At 69.9% G+C, this 14,039-nt stretch carries 13 protein-coding genes and 1 pseudogene; 8 read left to right on the top strand and 6 right to left on the bottom strand.

Going from position 1 to position 14,039, the window contains the following annotated elements; translation table 11 throughout:
- The first annotated feature begins 303 nt into the window (after positions 1 to 303).
- Entirely contained in the window at positions 304 to 2,163 is a 1,860-nt protein-coding gene (locus ABWI04_RS05270) for an ABC transporter ATP-binding protein (RefSeq protein WP_353831623.1), read from the top strand.
- A 47-nt stretch (positions 2,164 to 2,210) separates the two neighbouring features.
- Here the strand turns inward: ABWI04_RS05270 and ABWI04_RS05265 are convergent, their stop codons facing one another.
- A complete protein-coding gene (locus ABWI04_RS05265) occupies positions 2,211 to 2,480 on the bottom strand; it encodes a hypothetical protein (RefSeq protein WP_353831643.1) in 270 nt (89 codons plus the stop codon).
- A gap of 516 nt (positions 2,481 to 2,996) precedes the next feature.
- On the opposite strand from ABWI04_RS05265, the gene ABWI04_RS05260 reads away from it, so the two are divergent.
- From ABWI04_RS05260 to ABWI04_RS05245, 4 genes and pseudogenes are all read left to right on the top strand, one after another.
- A complete protein-coding gene (locus ABWI04_RS05260) occupies positions 2,997 to 3,824 on the top strand; it encodes a maleylpyruvate isomerase family mycothiol-dependent enzyme (RefSeq protein WP_353831622.1) in 828 nt (275 codons plus the stop codon).
- Positions 3,825 to 3,918: 94 nt separating this feature from the next.
- On the top strand, positions 3,919 to 4,665 hold the full coding sequence (locus ABWI04_RS05255; protein ID WP_353831621.1) for a phosphotransferase family protein: 747 nt from the start codon (positions 3,919 to 3,921) through the stop codon (positions 4,663 to 4,665).
- A 30-nt stretch (positions 4,666 to 4,695) separates the two neighbouring features.
- Positions 4,696 to 5,640, top strand: a pseudogene (locus ABWI04_RS05250) (RNA polymerase subunit sigma-70); the annotation flags it as partial.
- Positions 5,641 to 5,643: 3 nt separating this feature from the next.
- On the top strand, positions 5,644 to 6,402 hold the full coding sequence (locus ABWI04_RS05245) for an alpha/beta fold hydrolase (RefSeq protein ID WP_353831620.1): 759 nt from the start codon (positions 5,644 to 5,646) through the stop codon (positions 6,400 to 6,402).
- 1 nt (position 6,403) lies between these two features.
- Here ABWI04_RS05245 and ABWI04_RS05240 read toward each other — a convergent pair whose 3' ends face one another.
- Positions 6,404 to 7,813 carry an endo-1,4-beta-xylanase gene (locus tag ABWI04_RS05240; RefSeq protein ID WP_345171501.1) on the bottom strand — a complete coding sequence of 470 codons (1,410 nt, stop codon included), beginning with the start codon at positions 7,811 to 7,813 and terminating at the stop codon, positions 6,404 to 6,406.
- Positions 7,814 to 8,158: 345 nt separating this feature from the next.
- On the opposite strand from ABWI04_RS05240, the gene ABWI04_RS05235 reads away from it, so the two are divergent.
- Positions 8,159 to 9,601, top strand: coding sequence for a non-reducing end alpha-L-arabinofuranosidase family hydrolase (locus ABWI04_RS05235; protein WP_353831619.1), 1,443 nt, complete (start codon positions 8,159 to 8,161; stop codon positions 9,599 to 9,601).
- A gap of 79 nt (positions 9,602 to 9,680) precedes the next feature.
- Here ABWI04_RS05235 and ABWI04_RS05230 read toward each other — a convergent pair whose 3' ends face one another.
- The 4 genes from ABWI04_RS05230 to ABWI04_RS05215 form a co-directional block, all read right to left on the bottom strand.
- Positions 9,681 to 10,328, bottom strand: a complete 648-nt coding sequence (locus ABWI04_RS05230; protein ID WP_258940348.1) for a LuxR C-terminal-related transcriptional regulator — start codon at positions 10,326 to 10,328, stop codon at positions 9,681 to 9,683.
- A 5-nt stretch (positions 10,329 to 10,333) separates the two neighbouring features.
- Positions 10,334 to 11,614: a sensor histidine kinase gene (locus tag ABWI04_RS05225; protein WP_353831618.1), complete on the bottom strand. Its 1,281-nt coding sequence runs from the start codon at positions 11,612 to 11,614 to the stop codon at positions 10,334 to 10,336.
- On the bottom strand, positions 11,611 to 12,093 hold the full coding sequence (locus ABWI04_RS05220) for a hypothetical protein (RefSeq protein ID WP_353831617.1): 483 nt from the start codon (positions 12,091 to 12,093) through the stop codon (positions 11,611 to 11,613). The genes ABWI04_RS05225 and ABWI04_RS05220 overlap by 4 nt, the downstream gene beginning before the upstream one ends.
- Positions 12,094 to 12,257: 164 nt before the next feature.
- Positions 12,258 to 12,851: an ASCH domain-containing protein gene (locus ABWI04_RS05215; protein ID WP_353831616.1), complete on the bottom strand. Its 594-nt coding sequence runs from the start codon at positions 12,849 to 12,851 to the stop codon at positions 12,258 to 12,260.
- A gap of 388 nt (positions 12,852 to 13,239) precedes the next feature.
- Here ABWI04_RS05215 and ABWI04_RS05210 point away from each other — a divergent pair, with 388 nt between their 5' ends.
- Positions 13,240 to 13,599 (top strand): hypothetical protein, encoded by a 360-nt coding sequence (locus tag ABWI04_RS05210; protein WP_345171490.1) that lies wholly within the window; start codon positions 13,240 to 13,242, stop codon positions 13,597 to 13,599.
- Between the two features lie 42 nt (positions 13,600 to 13,641).
- A complete protein-coding gene (locus ABWI04_RS05205; RefSeq protein ID WP_353831615.1) occupies positions 13,642 to 13,974 on the top strand; it encodes an alkyl sulfatase C-terminal domain-containing protein in 333 nt (110 codons plus the stop codon).
- Positions 13,975 to 14,039 lie beyond the last annotated feature (65 nt).

Genomic DNA, 14,039 nt, shown 5'->3' with positions numbered 1-14,039 from the left:
GGGTTCCGCGGCCATGGCGCCGCGGCGTCGCCCGAAACGCTAAGGATTCGCCCCCCGCCGGATCTTCACCGTGCGGTGGACATCTGCGGGTAGCTCGCACGGGGGACAGGCCCCCGGATCGGTCGCGCCGCCACGGGGACAGGGTCGCGCCAGTGGACGCCGTCCTTATGAAACGTCATCGGTGTTCCCCCGCGGACGCCGCTTTTTCTGAAATCTTGTGATCGTTTTGAGTGATGGAAAAATGCGTTCGCTTTGCCCCGGCCGTCTGAGGCAGCATGGATGGGCGGCGGCGTGGAGGGCGGGGTGGCAGTGCTACGAGGCAGGTCCAGAGGCGGCAAGTCGGTCCGGCAACGCGCGGTTCTGCTGGCCCTGCGCTTTTACTGCGATGTGCTGCGCCGCCAGTGGCGCATCTCGCTTCCGGCGCTGACTTTGCCGGCGCTGGGCAATACGTGCCTGTTCTACCTGACTCCGCTGATGGTCGCCGCCCTGGTGGGGCACCTGGCCGAAGGCGGGGAAAGCGATCTCTCCGCCCTCCTGCCCTACGTCCTCGGATTCGCCGGCCTGATGTTCGCGGGCGAGGCGCTGTGGAGAGTGGGCCTGCACTTCCTCAACCGGACGAACAGCCGGGGCATCGAATGGCTCGCCAACACCGGCATGGACGACTTGCTCGCGAAAGACGCCGCGTTCTTCCATGACAACTTCGCCGGTTCGCTGACCAAACGGATACTGAGCTTCTGCGGCGGCTTCGAAAATTTCGCCGACACCCTCACTTTCGCGGTCGTGGCCAACGTGATCCCGTTGTCCTTCGCCTCGGTGATCCTGTGGCGGTACCACCCGCTGCTGGTCGTCGTCCTCCTGGGCCTGATCGTCTTCACCGGCTTCCTCGTCATCCCGTTCATCCGCCGCAGGCAGGCGCTCGTGGACAGGCGCGAGGCGGCGAAGGTGAGGGTGTCGGGCCACATCGCCGACGTGCTGACCAACATGGAGACGGTCCGCGCGTTCGCCGCCGAGGAGCGGGAGGCCGCCGAGCTCCGCGGCCGGGTCGCCGAGCAGAACCGCCTGGCACTGCGCTCCTGGGACTACGCCAACCTGCGGGTCGACACGATCGTCGCTCCGATGTCGATCCTGACCAGCGCCCTGGGGCTGCTCGTCGCGGTGGCGCTTCGCGGCGGCCTCGGGGTGGAGGCCATCGTGGTGACGTTCTCCTACTACACCAACGCGACGCGGATCATGTTCGAGTTCAACCAGATCTACCGGCGGATGGAGAGCACGCTCACCGAGAGCGCCCAGTTCACCGAGCTGCTCCTGACGCCGCCGACCGTCGTGGACCCGCCCGACCCGCAGCCGCTGCGTCCGGTCGACGCCTCGGTCCGCTTCGAGCGGGTGCGCTTCGCCCACGGCGACGGGCCGCCCCTGTTCGAGGGCCTGGAGCTGGAGATCCCCAGCGGCGCCAAGATCGGCCTGGTGGGGCGGTCGGGCGGCGGCAAGACCACCCTCTCCCGGCTGCTGCTGCGTCTCATGGACGTCGACGGCGGCCGCATTCTCATCGGAGGCCAGGACATCGCGCGGCTGCGCCAGAGCGACCTGCGCAACATGATCGCGTACGTTCCCCAGGAGCCCGCGATGTTCCACCGGTCGGTGCGCGACAACATCGCCTTCGCCCGGCCGGGCGCCACCGAGGCCGAGATCCTGCGGGCCGCGCGGGCGGCCCACGTCACCGAGTTCGTCGAGAACCTGCCGGACGGCTTCGACACGCTGGTCGGCGAGCGAGGCGTCAAGCTCTCCGGCGGCCAGCGGCAGCGCCTCGCCCTCGCCCGCGCCATCCTGCGAGACACCCCGATCCTGCTCCTGGACGAGGCGACCAGCGCACTGGACTCCGAAAGCGAACTCCTCATCCAGGAAGCTCTGTGGCGCCTGATGCGCGACCGCACCGCCCTGGTCGTCGCGCACCGTCTGAGCACGGTCGTCCGCATGGACCGTCTGGTCGTCCTCGACCGCGGCCGCGTCCTCGAAGAGGGATCCCACCGGGAACTCCTCCAGTCCGAGGGTCCCTATGCCCGCCTCTGGCACCACCAGTCCGGCGGCTTCCTCACCACCGAAGCCACCCCGGACACCTCGCCCGCGGTCCACCGAGACCAGGACTCCCAACCGGTGACCGGCTGAGTGGTCCCACCCCGGCGGTCGGCGCCGAGCGCGGTGGACGCGCGGGCCTAGCCGGACTCCTTGACGCCGAGCGCTCGCACGATTCCGTCGGCCACCGACGTGATGATCCCGGGGTAGTAGAAGACGACCGCGATCACGATGCTGAGCACGATGAACTGAATGAACCGCGTGATCTCCCGGGTGAACAGGAAGAACAGGGCCACGATCCCGATGATGACCAGGAACAGCGGCCCGAAGATATTGCGCAGCCAGTCGGCCAGCTGCTGGGTGTTCGGGTCTTTCGCGGCCAGTACCACGGCCGCCGTCACGCCTTGCATCATGTCGTCTCTGCTCCCTGCCCGGCTCCTGTGATCGCTACCATCTCACGCGGCCATGGGTCCCACCGCGCAACCGGGTCCGCGTTGTCCTTCGGCGCTCGACAGAGCCTTGCCGCGCGGCCGCCAGGCGGGGTCTCGGGCCGCGATCGGGTGCTCGTGATGACGTGTTCGCCCGCGTCCTCGGCGACCGTGCCGGGCGGCGGCAGCGCCTACCGCGCCCGCGCCATCGGGTCGTCCCGTCACCGTCGAGCCATTGTCCGATCCTCTCGTGTGTCCGGGGACCATTGTGCGCCGTTGGCCGTTTCCGGCAAAGGGCGACGGCGGCCGGTCGTCCGTCGCGTCATCACCCATCAGTCGGCAACACTAGTCGCGGTCGGCGCGGATGCACCCGGCCGAATCCGCCACAGGCCGGTTCATCCCCGGCACGCTGCATGAATGCCCGCCACATCGTTCGAACGCCCGGCCGGCGGAAAAACCTGTGGAGGACGGGACGGCAGTCGGTAGGGTCAGGTGATCATGATCTTTGGTCCCATCGTCGACGTTCGTCCGCTGTTCCCGCGTGAGCGGCAGGCCCTGCTCGACCTGCTCCGCACCCTGAGCCCCGCCGACTGGGCCGCCCCCACGGTCTGTCCCGGCTGGGACGTGCACGACGTCGTCGCTCACGTGCTCAACGACTACATGCGGCGCCTGTCGGGCAGCCGCGACGGGTACGGCGGCGCGGTGTTCGCCAATGACGAGACGCTTCCTTCGTACCTGGCCCGCACCAACGATGAGTTCGTCCGGGCGTCCCGCCAGCTCAGTCCCCGGCTGCTGATCGAACTGCTGGATCACCTGGGCCCACGTCTCGACGCCGTGTGGGCGGCACAAGACCTCCGGGCAGCCGCCGACCTGAACGTCTCCTGGGCCGCCACCGACATCGACAGTCCCGCCTGGCTGGACATCGGACGCGACTTCACCGAGTTCTGGGTCCACCAGCAGCAGGTGCGCCACGCCGTCTCCGTCCCGGGCGCCGAAGAACCCGATCTCTTGGCCCCGTTGCTGGACATCTTCGCGCGCGGCCTGCCGCACGCCTTGCGGATGCACGACCGTCCCGAAGGCCACACCGCTCACCTGGAAGTGCTCGGCCCGGCGGGCGGCCGGTGGGGCGCGGTCCGGCAGGACGGACGATGGCAGATGACCCAGCCCCAGGGAGAGCCGACCGCACACGTCGCGATGGACCAGGACACCCTCTGGCGCCTGGCGACCCGAGGCATCACCGTGGAGCAGGCCCGTCAGCGATCGACGATGAGCGGCGACGCGGAGCTCACCAAGGCCGTCACAGCCCTCCTCGCGGTCGTCGCCTGAGGAAGGCCGCTCGGTAGGGGGACGCGGTCAGCCGCGTCATCACAGGCGAAAAACCCGGCGACGCCGGCGATCATCCCCGGGATACTGGTCGCCCGTGGATGAGGTCGAGGTCGTCGTCGCCCATTCCGAGCGTGCGACTCTGCGCGTCGGCGACGTGTTCCTGAAGATGGACGCCGACCAGACGCGCATCGACGTCGAGCTGGAGGCGATGTCCCTCGCGCCGGTCCCGACCCCGGAGGTCCTCTGGCGCAAGCCGCCCGTGCTCGCGATCGCCGCACTCCCGGGGACGACGCTCGGACGCCTCGGCGGGCCGTCGACCGGGTCGCCGTCGGCGTGGGCCGCGGCGGGCGCCGCCATCCGGACGCTGCACGACGCGCCGCCGCCGTCCTGGCCGGGCCAGGCGGGCCGGAGCATCGCCGCGCTGGAGGCGGAGCTCGACGCCGAGTGCGAGCTGCTCGTGACCGGCGGCCTCCTGCCCGCCGACCTCGTCAGCCGCAACCGCCGGGTCGCCGAGGCCGCGCTCCGGCCGTGGACTCCGGCGTTCACGCACGGCGACCTGCAGATCGCGCACGTCTTCGTCGACGGCGACGAGGTCACGGGCATCATCGACTGGTCCGAGGCGGGCCGGGGCGATGCCCTGTACGACCTCGCCACCTTCACGCTCGGACACGAGGAGCACCTCGACGACGTCCTCACCGGCTATGGCGTCGACGTCGACCTCGACGTGATCCGCGCGTGGTGGTCGCTGCGAAGCCTGCTGATCGTCCGCTGGCTGAGCGAGCACGGCTTCGACCCCTTCGCGCCGGGCTGCGAGGTCGACGTGCTGAGGTCCCGGATGTGAGGCAGCGCGGGCCAAAGCCCTGAATATGGTGGGCACGTGGCCTTCGAGGAGCGGTTGGAAGCGCACCGGGTCGACCTGACCGGCTTCTGCTACCGCATGCTCGCCTGCGCCGCCGAGGCCGAGGACGCCGTCCAGGAGACCTTCTTCCGCGCCTGGAAGAACGCCGATCGCTTCGATGAGAGCAGAGCCGGTCTGCGCACCTGGCTGCACAGGATCGCCACCAACGTCTGCCTCGACATGACCCGTAGCGTCCAGCGGCGCGCGCTCGCGATGAATCTCGGCCCGTCCTCACCCGCCGGTGCTTCTCTCGGCGCGCCGCTGGGAGCCGCCGCCTTCGTGCAGCCGATCCCCGACCGGCTCGCGCTGCCCGTTGACGGCGATCCGGCCGAACTGGCCGAGGGGCGCGAGACGATCCGGCTGGCTTTCGTCGCCGCCCTGCAAGTTCTGCCGCCGCGCCAGCGGGCCGTCCTCATCCTGCGTGAGGTGCTCTGCTGGACGGCGGAGGAGGTGGCCGGGCTGCTCGACAGCAGCCCCGCCGCGGTCAACAGCGCCCTGCAACGAGCACGTGCGGCCATGTCCGCGCGTCGCACGCCGGGCGGGAGCGGCGAGGTCGACGAGGACCTGCTCGGACGGTACGTCAAGGCGTTCACCTCCTACGACGTCGACGGCCTGGTGTCGCTGCTCCACCGGGACGCCACCATGTCGATGCCGCCGTTCGCCTGGTGGCTCAGGGGCCGGGAGGCGATCCGGGCCGCCCTGGCGGGTGCGGCCGGCGCCTGCGCCGATGACCGGCTGGTCCGCACGGCGGCCAACGGATCGCCGGCCTTCGCGCAGTACCGGGACGGGAAGGCGTTCGGCCTGTCCGTCATCGACGTCCGCGACGGACTGATCGCCAATACGACGACCTACCTGGATCCGTCCCTGTTCGCGTTGTTCGGATTGCCGATGACTCCTGAGGCGCCGTCCCGTATGTAGTGCATGACCGACATCGTTCCCATGTGGCATGACCAGCGCGGCAAGGGCGACCCCGTGGTGCTCCTGCACGGCGGGCTGACCGACGGCCGCTGCTTCACCGGCAACCTCGACGGGCTCGCCGACACGTTCGAGATCTACCTGCCCGACCGCCGCGGCCACGGCCGCACGCCCGACGCCCCCGGTCCGATCACCATGGAGCTCATGGCCCGGGACACGATCGCGTTCCTGGAGCGGGTGGTCGGCGGCCCGGCCCGGCTGGTGGGCTACAGCGCCGGCGGGACGGTGGCGCTGTGGGTGGCGATGCGCCGCCCCGACCTGGTCGAGCGCCTCGTCCTCATCAGCACCGCCTGCGACCTGGACGGACTGATCTTCAAGCCGTCGGCGGACGGCGAGACGCCCGCCGCGCTCGTCGACGCTTACGCCGAGGTGTCGCCCGACGGCCGCGACCACTTCCCGGTCGTCCTCGGCAAGATCGCGCACGCGGCCGCGACCGAGCCGCGGCTCGACCCGGCCGAGCTGCGCGCGGTGACGGCCAGGACTCTCGTCCTGTCCGGCGACGACGATCTGGTCACGCTCGACCACACCGTGGCGCTCTACCGCGCGCTGCCCACCGCCGAGCTGGCCGTGCTGCCCAACGCCAGCCATCTGCTGCTGATGGAGCACGCCGAAGCGGTGCGCGCCATGGTCCTGGCGTTCCTGACCACTGACGCGTCCCCGACGTACATGCCCATCGCGCGCGCCCAGCACAGCGTCGTGCGGTAGGTCAGGCGCGGCTCCAGAGCTGGTTGCTGCCGTTCCAGCAGGAGTAGAGCTGGATCGGGGCGCCGTTGGCGCTGCCGGCGGCGTCCAGGCAGAGGCCGGACTGGACACCGACGATCGATCCGTCGGAGTTGAGGCGCCACTTCTGGTTGTCGCCGCCCCAGCAGCTGTAGATCTGGACCTTGGCGCCGTTGCCGGTCCCGGCGGCGTCGAGGCACTTGTCGCCGTAGACCCTGAGCTCGCCCGCGTCGGTGGAGGTCCACTGCTGGTTGGTTCCGCTGTGGCAGTCCCACAGCTGGAGCTGGGTGCCGTCGGTGGTGCTCGCGTTCGGCACGTCCAGGCAGCGGCCCGAACCGACGCCCTTGATCGTCTTGCCGGAGCCGGTGGGGGGAGACGAGGTGCCGTTGAGGGCGTTGAGGACCGAGGTGTAGGCGGCCTTCTTGTTGCCGTTGCCGTCGAACAGCAGCGGGGTCTGCTCCGAGCGCCACGAGTCGGTGTCGCGCACGCCCCAGACGGTGATGCCGAGGCAGCGCGAGACGGCCAGGCAGTCGTTCGTCACGTTGGCGTAGGTCGTGGCCGAGGCGCCCTGGATGTCCAGTTCGGTGATGGCCACGTCGACGCCGAGGGCGGCGAAGTTCTGCAGGGTGGTGCGGAAGTTGCTGTTGTAGGGGCTGCCGCTGTTGAAGTGGGACTGGAAGCCGACGCAGTCGATGGGCACGCCGCGCTGCTTGAAGTCGCGGACCATGGCGTACACGCCCTGGGTCTTGGCCCAGGACCAGTTCTCGATGTTGTAGTCGTTGTAGCAGAGCTTGGCGGCCGGGTCGGCGGCGCGCGCGGTGCGGAAGGCGACCTCGATCCAGTCGTTGCCGGTGCGCTGCAGGTTGGAGTCGCGGCGGCCTCCCGAGCCGTCGTCGGAGAAGGCCTCGTTCACGACGTCCCACTGGGCGATCTTGCCCTTGTAGTGGGCCATGACCCCGTTGATGTGGTCGATCATCGCCTGGCGCAGCGTGCCGCCGCTGAGGCTCTGCATCCAGCCGGGCTGCTGGGAGTGCCAGGCCAGGGTGTGGCCGCGTACCCGCTTGCCGTTCTGGACGGCCCAGTTGTAGACCCGATCGCCGGAGCTGAAGTTGAACTGGCCCCGCTGGGGCTCGGTGGCGTCGATCTTCATCTCGTTCTCGGCGGTCACCATGTTGAACTCGCGGCTCGCGATCGTGGTGTACGCCGAGTCGTTGAGCCTGCCCGAGGCGATGGCGGTGCCGAAGTAGCGGCCGCTCTGCGCCGCCGCGGCACCCAGCGTGCTCTCGGCGGCGGTGGCCGGGGGCGGTGCCACCAGAGCGGCGGCGAGCACCCCGAGGGTGCCCGCGAGAAGGGCCCGCTTACGGATCCCGGGCCTGAGCATGGCGTTCGTACGCACGTCTGTTCCTCCATGAATGAACGAGGGGTGGGAGCACGGAACACAGCCGTGTAAAAGACGCCGCGCTCCTTCACAGGAACGCACACACCACCAGGGCGTCGCGGACTCAGTGTGTGAGCCCCCGCAGATTCCGTCAATAGTTTCCATATCTTTCATGGCGCCGTATGCGTGATCTTTCGGCTGGCCGGCGCTCGAAACTTTTCGAAGTTCCCGGGCCCTTGACGATGCCTTTCTGCCTGTTATTTACTCCGGCCACCGCCACCCCCTGGCCGCCGATGGAGAGAAGGTCTCGTCCGACAGAAATTGTTAGCGCTAACATCCACGCCCAACGAAAGGAAGAAGGTCATGGTGAGGACCGGCGCGGTGCTGGCATCGCTCCTGCTTTCGGTGCTCATGTGCGTGACGAACCCACAGCCCGCCCAGGCCGCGACAGTGGATGTGAACACGTGGTACGTCCTGGTCAACCGCAACAGCGGCAAGGCTCTGGACGTCTACAACCTGGCGACCGGCGACGGCGCCCGCATCACCCAGTGGACGAGAAACGATCAGAACCAGCAGCAGTGGCAGTTCGTCGACTCCGGCGACGGCTACTACCGCATCAGGTCCCGCCACTCCGGCAAGGTGCTGGACGTCTACAACTTCTCCACCGCCAACGGCGGCTCGATCGTCCAGTGGTCCGACCTGAACGGCGCCAACCAGCAGTGGCGGCTGGCCGACAGCCCTGGCGGCTACGTGAGGTTCGTGTCGCGCCACAGCGGCAAGGCCCTCGAAGTGCAAGGCGGCTCCACCGCCGACAACGCGAACATCGTCCAGTACGACGACTGGGGCGGCGACAACCAGCAGTGGCAGCTCGTCCCGGTCGGCGGCGGCTCCACTCCCGCGTGCGATCTCCCGTCGGCCTACCGCTGGACGTCGACCGGCCCGCTGGCGCAGCCCAAGTCGGGGTGGGTCTCGCTCAAGGACTTCACCGTCGCCCCCTACAACGGCCGGCATCTCGTCTATGCGACGACGCACGACACGGGGACGAGATGGGGTTCGATGAACTTCAGCCCCTTCACCAACTGGTCGGAGATGGCCTCGGCCAGTCAGAATACGATGTCGAATTCCACCGTCGCGCCCACGCTCTTCTACTTCGCGCCGAAGAACGTCTGGGTGCTCGCCTACCAGTGGGGCGGGACCGCCTTCTCCTACCGGACGTCGAGCGACCCCACCAACCCGAATGGGTGGTCATCGCAGCAGGTGCTCTTCTCCGGAAGCATCAGCGGCTCCGGAACGGGCCCGATCGATCAGACGCTTATCGGCGACGGCACGAACATGTACCTTTTCTTCGCCGGTGACAACGGCAAGATCTACCGGGCCAGTATGCCGATCGGGAACTTCCCGGGCAGTTTCGGCACGACCTCGACAGTGGTCATGAGCGATTCGACCAACAACCTGTTCGAGGCCGTCCAGGTCTACAAGCTCCAGGGCCAGAGCCGCTACCTCATGCTCGTCGAGGCGATCGGCTCGCAGGGGCGCTACTTCCGCTCGTTCACGGCCACCAGCCTGAACGGTTCGTGGACCCCGCAGGCCGCGACCGAGAGCAACCCCTTCGCCGGCAAGGCCAACAGCGGCGCCACGTGGACCAACGACATCAGCCACGGCGAACTGATCCGCGCCGGCGCCGACCAGACCTTCACCGTCGACCCCTGCAACCTGCAGTTGCTCTACCAGGGGCGCAGCCCCAGCTCCGGCGGCGACTACGGCCTCCTGCCCTACCGGCCGGGTCTGCTGACTCTCCAGCGCTGACACACGGAAGCGGACCCGACAACGCGGGCTCGGCGAAAAGCCGGGCCCGCCTGGCCGCAGGACGCCCCTCAACGGACGATCAGGACGCTCCCAGATAGCGCAGGACGGCCAGGACACGGCGGTGGTCGGTGCCCGTGGGCGCGAGGCCGAGCTTGGTGAAGATGTTCGCGATGTGCTTCTCCACGGCCCGCTCGGTGACCACGAGGGACGCGGCGATCGCCGCGTTCGTCCGGCCTTCCGCCATCAGGCCGAGGACCTCCCGCTCGCGCGGGGTGAGGGACGCGAGCCCGTCGTCGCGCCGGGCGGCGCCGAGCAGGTGCGCCACGACCTCCGGGTCGAGCGCGGTGCCCCCGGCGGCGACGCGGTTCAGCGCGTCCACGAAGTCGTCGAGGTCGGACACCCGCTCCTTCAACAGGTAGCCGACGCCCGCGGGCGAGCCCGCCAGCAGCTCGGCCGCGTACCGCGTCTCCACGTACTGCGAGAACAGCAGGATGCCGAGCCCGGGACGGACGCGGCGCAGCTCGATCGCGGCGTGCAGCCCCTCGTCGGTGTGCGTCGGCGGCATCCGGATGTCGACCACTGCGACGTCCGGCCCGTGCTCGGCCACGGCCGCGTGCAGCGCCGGCGCGTCGCCGACCGCCGCGACCACCGAGTGGCCGCGCAGCCCGAGCAGGTGGGCGAGGCCGTCCCGCAGGATCGCCGCGTCCTCGGCGATCACCACGCGCAGACCGGTCATGAGGTGGTGAGAGGGAGCGTGACGGTCACGGTGGTCGGTCCTCCCGGCGGGCTCAGCACGGACAGCTCGCCGTCCACCGTACGCACCCGCTCGGCCAGCCCGGCGAGCCCGCCGCCGGGACGCGCCCGCGCGCCGCCCTTCCCGTCGTCGGTGACCGACAGCCGCAGCGTGCCGTCCCCCGGCTGGACGGCGGACACGGCGACCCGGCGGGCCACCGCGTGCCGTCCCGCGTTGGCCAGCAGCTCGGCGGTGCAGAAGTAGGCGATCGACTCGATCGCCGCGGACGGCCGGACCGGCAGGTCCGTCTCCAGCTCCGCCGGGACGGGGCTGCGGGCGGCGAGCGTCGCCAGCGCCGCGTCCAGCCCCTGGTCCAGGACGGGCGGGTGGATGCCGCGCACCAGTTCGCGCAGCTCGGCGATCGCCTCCCGCGCGCCGGTGCGCGCGGCGGCGACCAGCTCGCGGGCGGGCTCGGGGGTGTCGGCCGGGAGGGTCTCCTGCAGCGCGGTCAGGGTCATGGTCAGCGAGACGAGCCGCACCTGGGCGCCGTCGTGCAGGTCCCGCTCGATCCGGCGGAGCGTCGCCGCCGCGTCCTCGACCGCGTACGACCGGCTCAGCTCCAGGTCGCGGATGCGCGCGTCGTCCGGCCGCGGACCGAGCAGCGACCGCAGTACCGCCAGGTCGAGACGCACGGCCAGCCGCACGGCCCGCGGCGCCAACGCCAGCAGGACGGCGCCGGCCAGAGCCACCAGCAGACTGCGCTGCCAGGTGTCGAAGTAGAACCCGCCGACGACCAGGCCGTGCCGGACCCTGCCGCCCGAGTCGCGGGTGGTGATCTCGTTCAGATGCAGGGGGAGCTGGATCGGATACGTCAGCAGGAGGAATCCATACACCCAGGTCACGAGCACCACGACGACGCCGAGGACGGCCAGCGGGAACCGGACGAGCAGATGCAGGAACGCGCGGTACCCCGTGGCGTCGTGCGCGTCCCGCACCCAGGCCCGCAGCCCGGCCCGCGACCGCGGCTGGCCCGGCGCCGGAACCCGCTCGTCCAGCAGGACGGCCGCGAGCCGGCGGTGCAACTCCCCGAACCGGCAGGCGCCGCGCAGCACCGCCGCCGTCGCGGCCGCGCCCAGCCGCGTGACCGACATGACGATGCCGAACGCGCCCGAGAACACCGCGTAGTACACCCCGGCCAGGGCGATCGGAGCGCCGGCGAGCAGGTAGAGCGCCTCCGACCAGGCCCGGTGGACGGCCGAGGCCCTCAGCACCTGTGTCATCGCACAATTGTCCCGTCCGCCCTGCCGAGGACGCGGACCATCAGGCGGGCCTGCAACGTCGTGATGCCCTTCATCAGGGCGGGGATCAGCAGCAGCATCACCAGCCCGCCCGTCGCGTGGACGGCCCAGGCGCCGGCCAGCGTCGGGCCGCCCCAGGCGTCCTTCAGCGAACCGCCCATCCCGATGAGCCAGCGGGCCGGGTAGAACAGGTTGAGCACGACGATCCCCCACCCGTACGCGCCTGCCAGGAGCGACAGGACGCCGAGGGGTAGCGAGAGGAGGGCGTGCAGGATCGTTCGGAACCGTCCGGGACGCCCGGACGGCACGTCCAGCAGGCGGTGCGCGAGTGCAGGCTGCACCCGCGCCCCCGTGAGCGAGGCAAGCCCCGCAGGCAGGGCCGCGAGCGCGTAAGCGGAACGCCGCCAGAGCGACGAGCCGAAGCGGGACCGGCGCGTGACGCGGGAAACGAGAATCGCCATGAGACACCTTCCGAACTGCGTGAACGGATGTCTCCAGACTCGTCCCGGAGGCGCCGCCGGGTCGATCGTGGAAGCAGGCGGACCGGGGGTTCGGTTAACCACACCCCGGCCCGTCGCAGGGAGGCGGCAAGGCCGCGCAGCGTCTCGCAGAACCCGGGATCAGATCATTCGGTCAAGGACCGTAGGTAGGCCATGAGGGCCTTGCCGCGCGGAGTGAGGCGGTACCCGGTCTCCAGGCTTTCGGTGAGGCCGAGGGCTTTGAGGCGGCGGACGTCGGCCTTGAAAGGGAGTCTGTCCCGGCCGAGGCGTTCGGCCAGGTCCAGGGCGCGCAGGCCGGGGTGCTCCTCGATGAGTCGGAGGACTTCGCGGGTCCAGGGGGCGCGGCGGCTGCGGGTGTCGATGGCGTCGAGGGAGGCTTTGAGACCGGCCAGTTCCTGGTCGGTCAGGTCGGCGTTCCCGGCCAGTTCCGCTCGGGGGTCGGGCCCGCCCAGACGGAGCATGACGCGGTGGTAGCCGCCCTGCTTGGTGCTCTTGGACAGGGCGGTGAGCAGCGCCGCGCGGCTGTCGAAGCCCGAACGCAGCGCGTCCTCCTCGGTGATCTCCTCGGGGGTGACGGCCGTGACCGAGTCGATGACGATGATCCCCGCCCAGGTGCGCTGCGTGCTCCCCGCGCGGACCGGGGGCTTGGCCCACACCCGGAACACCCGGTCGATCCGCCCGCCCGCGATCCCCTCAAGGACCTCCCGCCTGAACAGCATCGCCCCTCCCAGGTGACACGCCTCTCCTCCTGCAATCTTCCACGACTCGCCGCTCCTCGGCGGAACGGGCGGCCAGCAAGGGTGGGCGACTGGTGGTCAGTGCGCGGCGGCGGCGGACCGGACGGCACCGCTGTAGCTGCTCCTGCGCCACTTGGCCTTTGTCAGGTCAATTTTTCCTGGACGACCTTTCGGATCAGTTCACGACATCGCTTATGTAAGCGTCCGTGAACGGAGCTCGACCAGGGGTCGCGCCGGAGGTGTTCCTGCGGCCCAGAATCTCCTACCGTTGATGCGGTATGCGCGTGAGACGTTCGCGCCGAGATGAGTCAGCATGCCGCGCCGCACGAGCATGGCGTGGGCGATCTTGTGCTACATCCGGGAGCCAACCGTGGAGACCTGGCGCAAGGACATGATCGGTATGCTGGTCATCGCCCTGATCATCTGGCTCGTCTTCATCGTGGCATGGTGCGAGGCGGCCTCATCGGCTGCACATCATCTCAGTGGGACCGACTGGCGCGGCAATCACCGGACCAAGTCGGGCGTGCTGCTAGGGGCGGTCGCCGTGTTCGGGCTCCCCCCGCTCGGTGCTGTGCTCGGTTGGGTGTGGGGACCATTGTGGGCCCCCGCCAAGCGTCCGGTCTCATGTACCGTGGCCGGGTTCCTTCTCGGAGCGCTCGGCCTGGTAGTGATCACCGCAATCGGTTACGGCGTGGCCGTTTACCACAGCGCCCATTCTTTCTCGTTCTGATTCAGCGGCGTCCCGCCGGTTCCGACCAGCATCTCCGGTGGGATGGCGGCGGGCCTCGGCGTCGAGCAGGTCTTCGACTCGCTCGCCATCCGCGTCAACGGCCCCAAAGCCTGGAACGAGCACCTGACCATCGATTGGGAGTTCACCGATTCCGGTGACCGGTACCGCATGTCGCTGTCCAACGGGGCGCTCATGCACCGGAAGATCCCCGACGGTGCGGGCGGCGCCGACCTGACCCTTTCGCTGACCAAGCCGATGCTGCTCGCCCTGGCCGGCGGCCAGGACGCCGCCGGCGTCACCACCACCGGCGACGGTGCCGCGCTGCGCCGGCTGCTCGCCGTCATCGAGGACCCGAGCCGAACTTCCCCGTCGTGACGCCCTGAGCGCAGGCCGCCCGTGCTCCGGAAGGGGCAGGCGGGTTGCGGAACTCGGGCGGCCTT

The sequence above is a fragment of the Actinomadura sp. NPDC000929 genome (assembly GCF_040492065.1).
GTDB lineage: Bacteria > Actinomycetota > Actinomycetes > Streptosporangiales > Streptosporangiaceae > Spirillospora > Spirillospora verrucosospora.
The sequence above is the reverse complement of the archived record's forward strand: the minus strand, read 5'-3'. Positions and strand labels throughout refer to the sequence as shown.

Excerpts from the sequence above, each read along its gene's own strand:
- ABWI04_RS05225 (WP_353831618.1), bottom strand. The coding sequence starts at position 11,614 with ATGACACAGGTGCTGAGGGCCTCGGCCGTCCACCGGGCCTGGTCGGAG.
- ABWI04_RS05245 (WP_353831620.1), top strand. The coding sequence starts at position 5,644 with ATGACCGACATCGTTCCCATGTGGCATGACCAGCGCGGCAAGGGCGAC.
- ABWI04_RS05215 (WP_353831616.1), bottom strand. The coding sequence starts at position 12,851 with ATGCTGTTCAGGCGGGAGGTCCTTGAGGGGATCGCGGGCGGGCGGATC.
- ABWI04_RS05235 (WP_353831619.1), top strand. The coding sequence starts at position 8,159 with ATGGTGAGGACCGGCGCGGTGCTGGCATCGCTCCTGCTTTCGGTGCTC.
- ABWI04_RS05265 (WP_353831643.1), bottom strand. The coding sequence starts at position 2,480 with ATGCAAGGCGTGACGGCGGCCGTGGTACTGGCCGCGAAAGACCCGAAC.
- ABWI04_RS05220 (WP_353831617.1), bottom strand. The coding sequence starts at position 12,093 with ATGGCGATTCTCGTTTCCCGCGTCACGCGCCGGTCCCGCTTCGGCTCG.
- ABWI04_RS05205 (WP_353831615.1), top strand. The coding sequence starts at position 13,642 with ATGGCGGCGGGCCTCGGCGTCGAGCAGGTCTTCGACTCGCTCGCCATC.
- ABWI04_RS05260 (WP_353831622.1), top strand. The coding sequence starts at position 2,997 with ATGATCTTTGGTCCCATCGTCGACGTTCGTCCGCTGTTCCCGCGTGAG.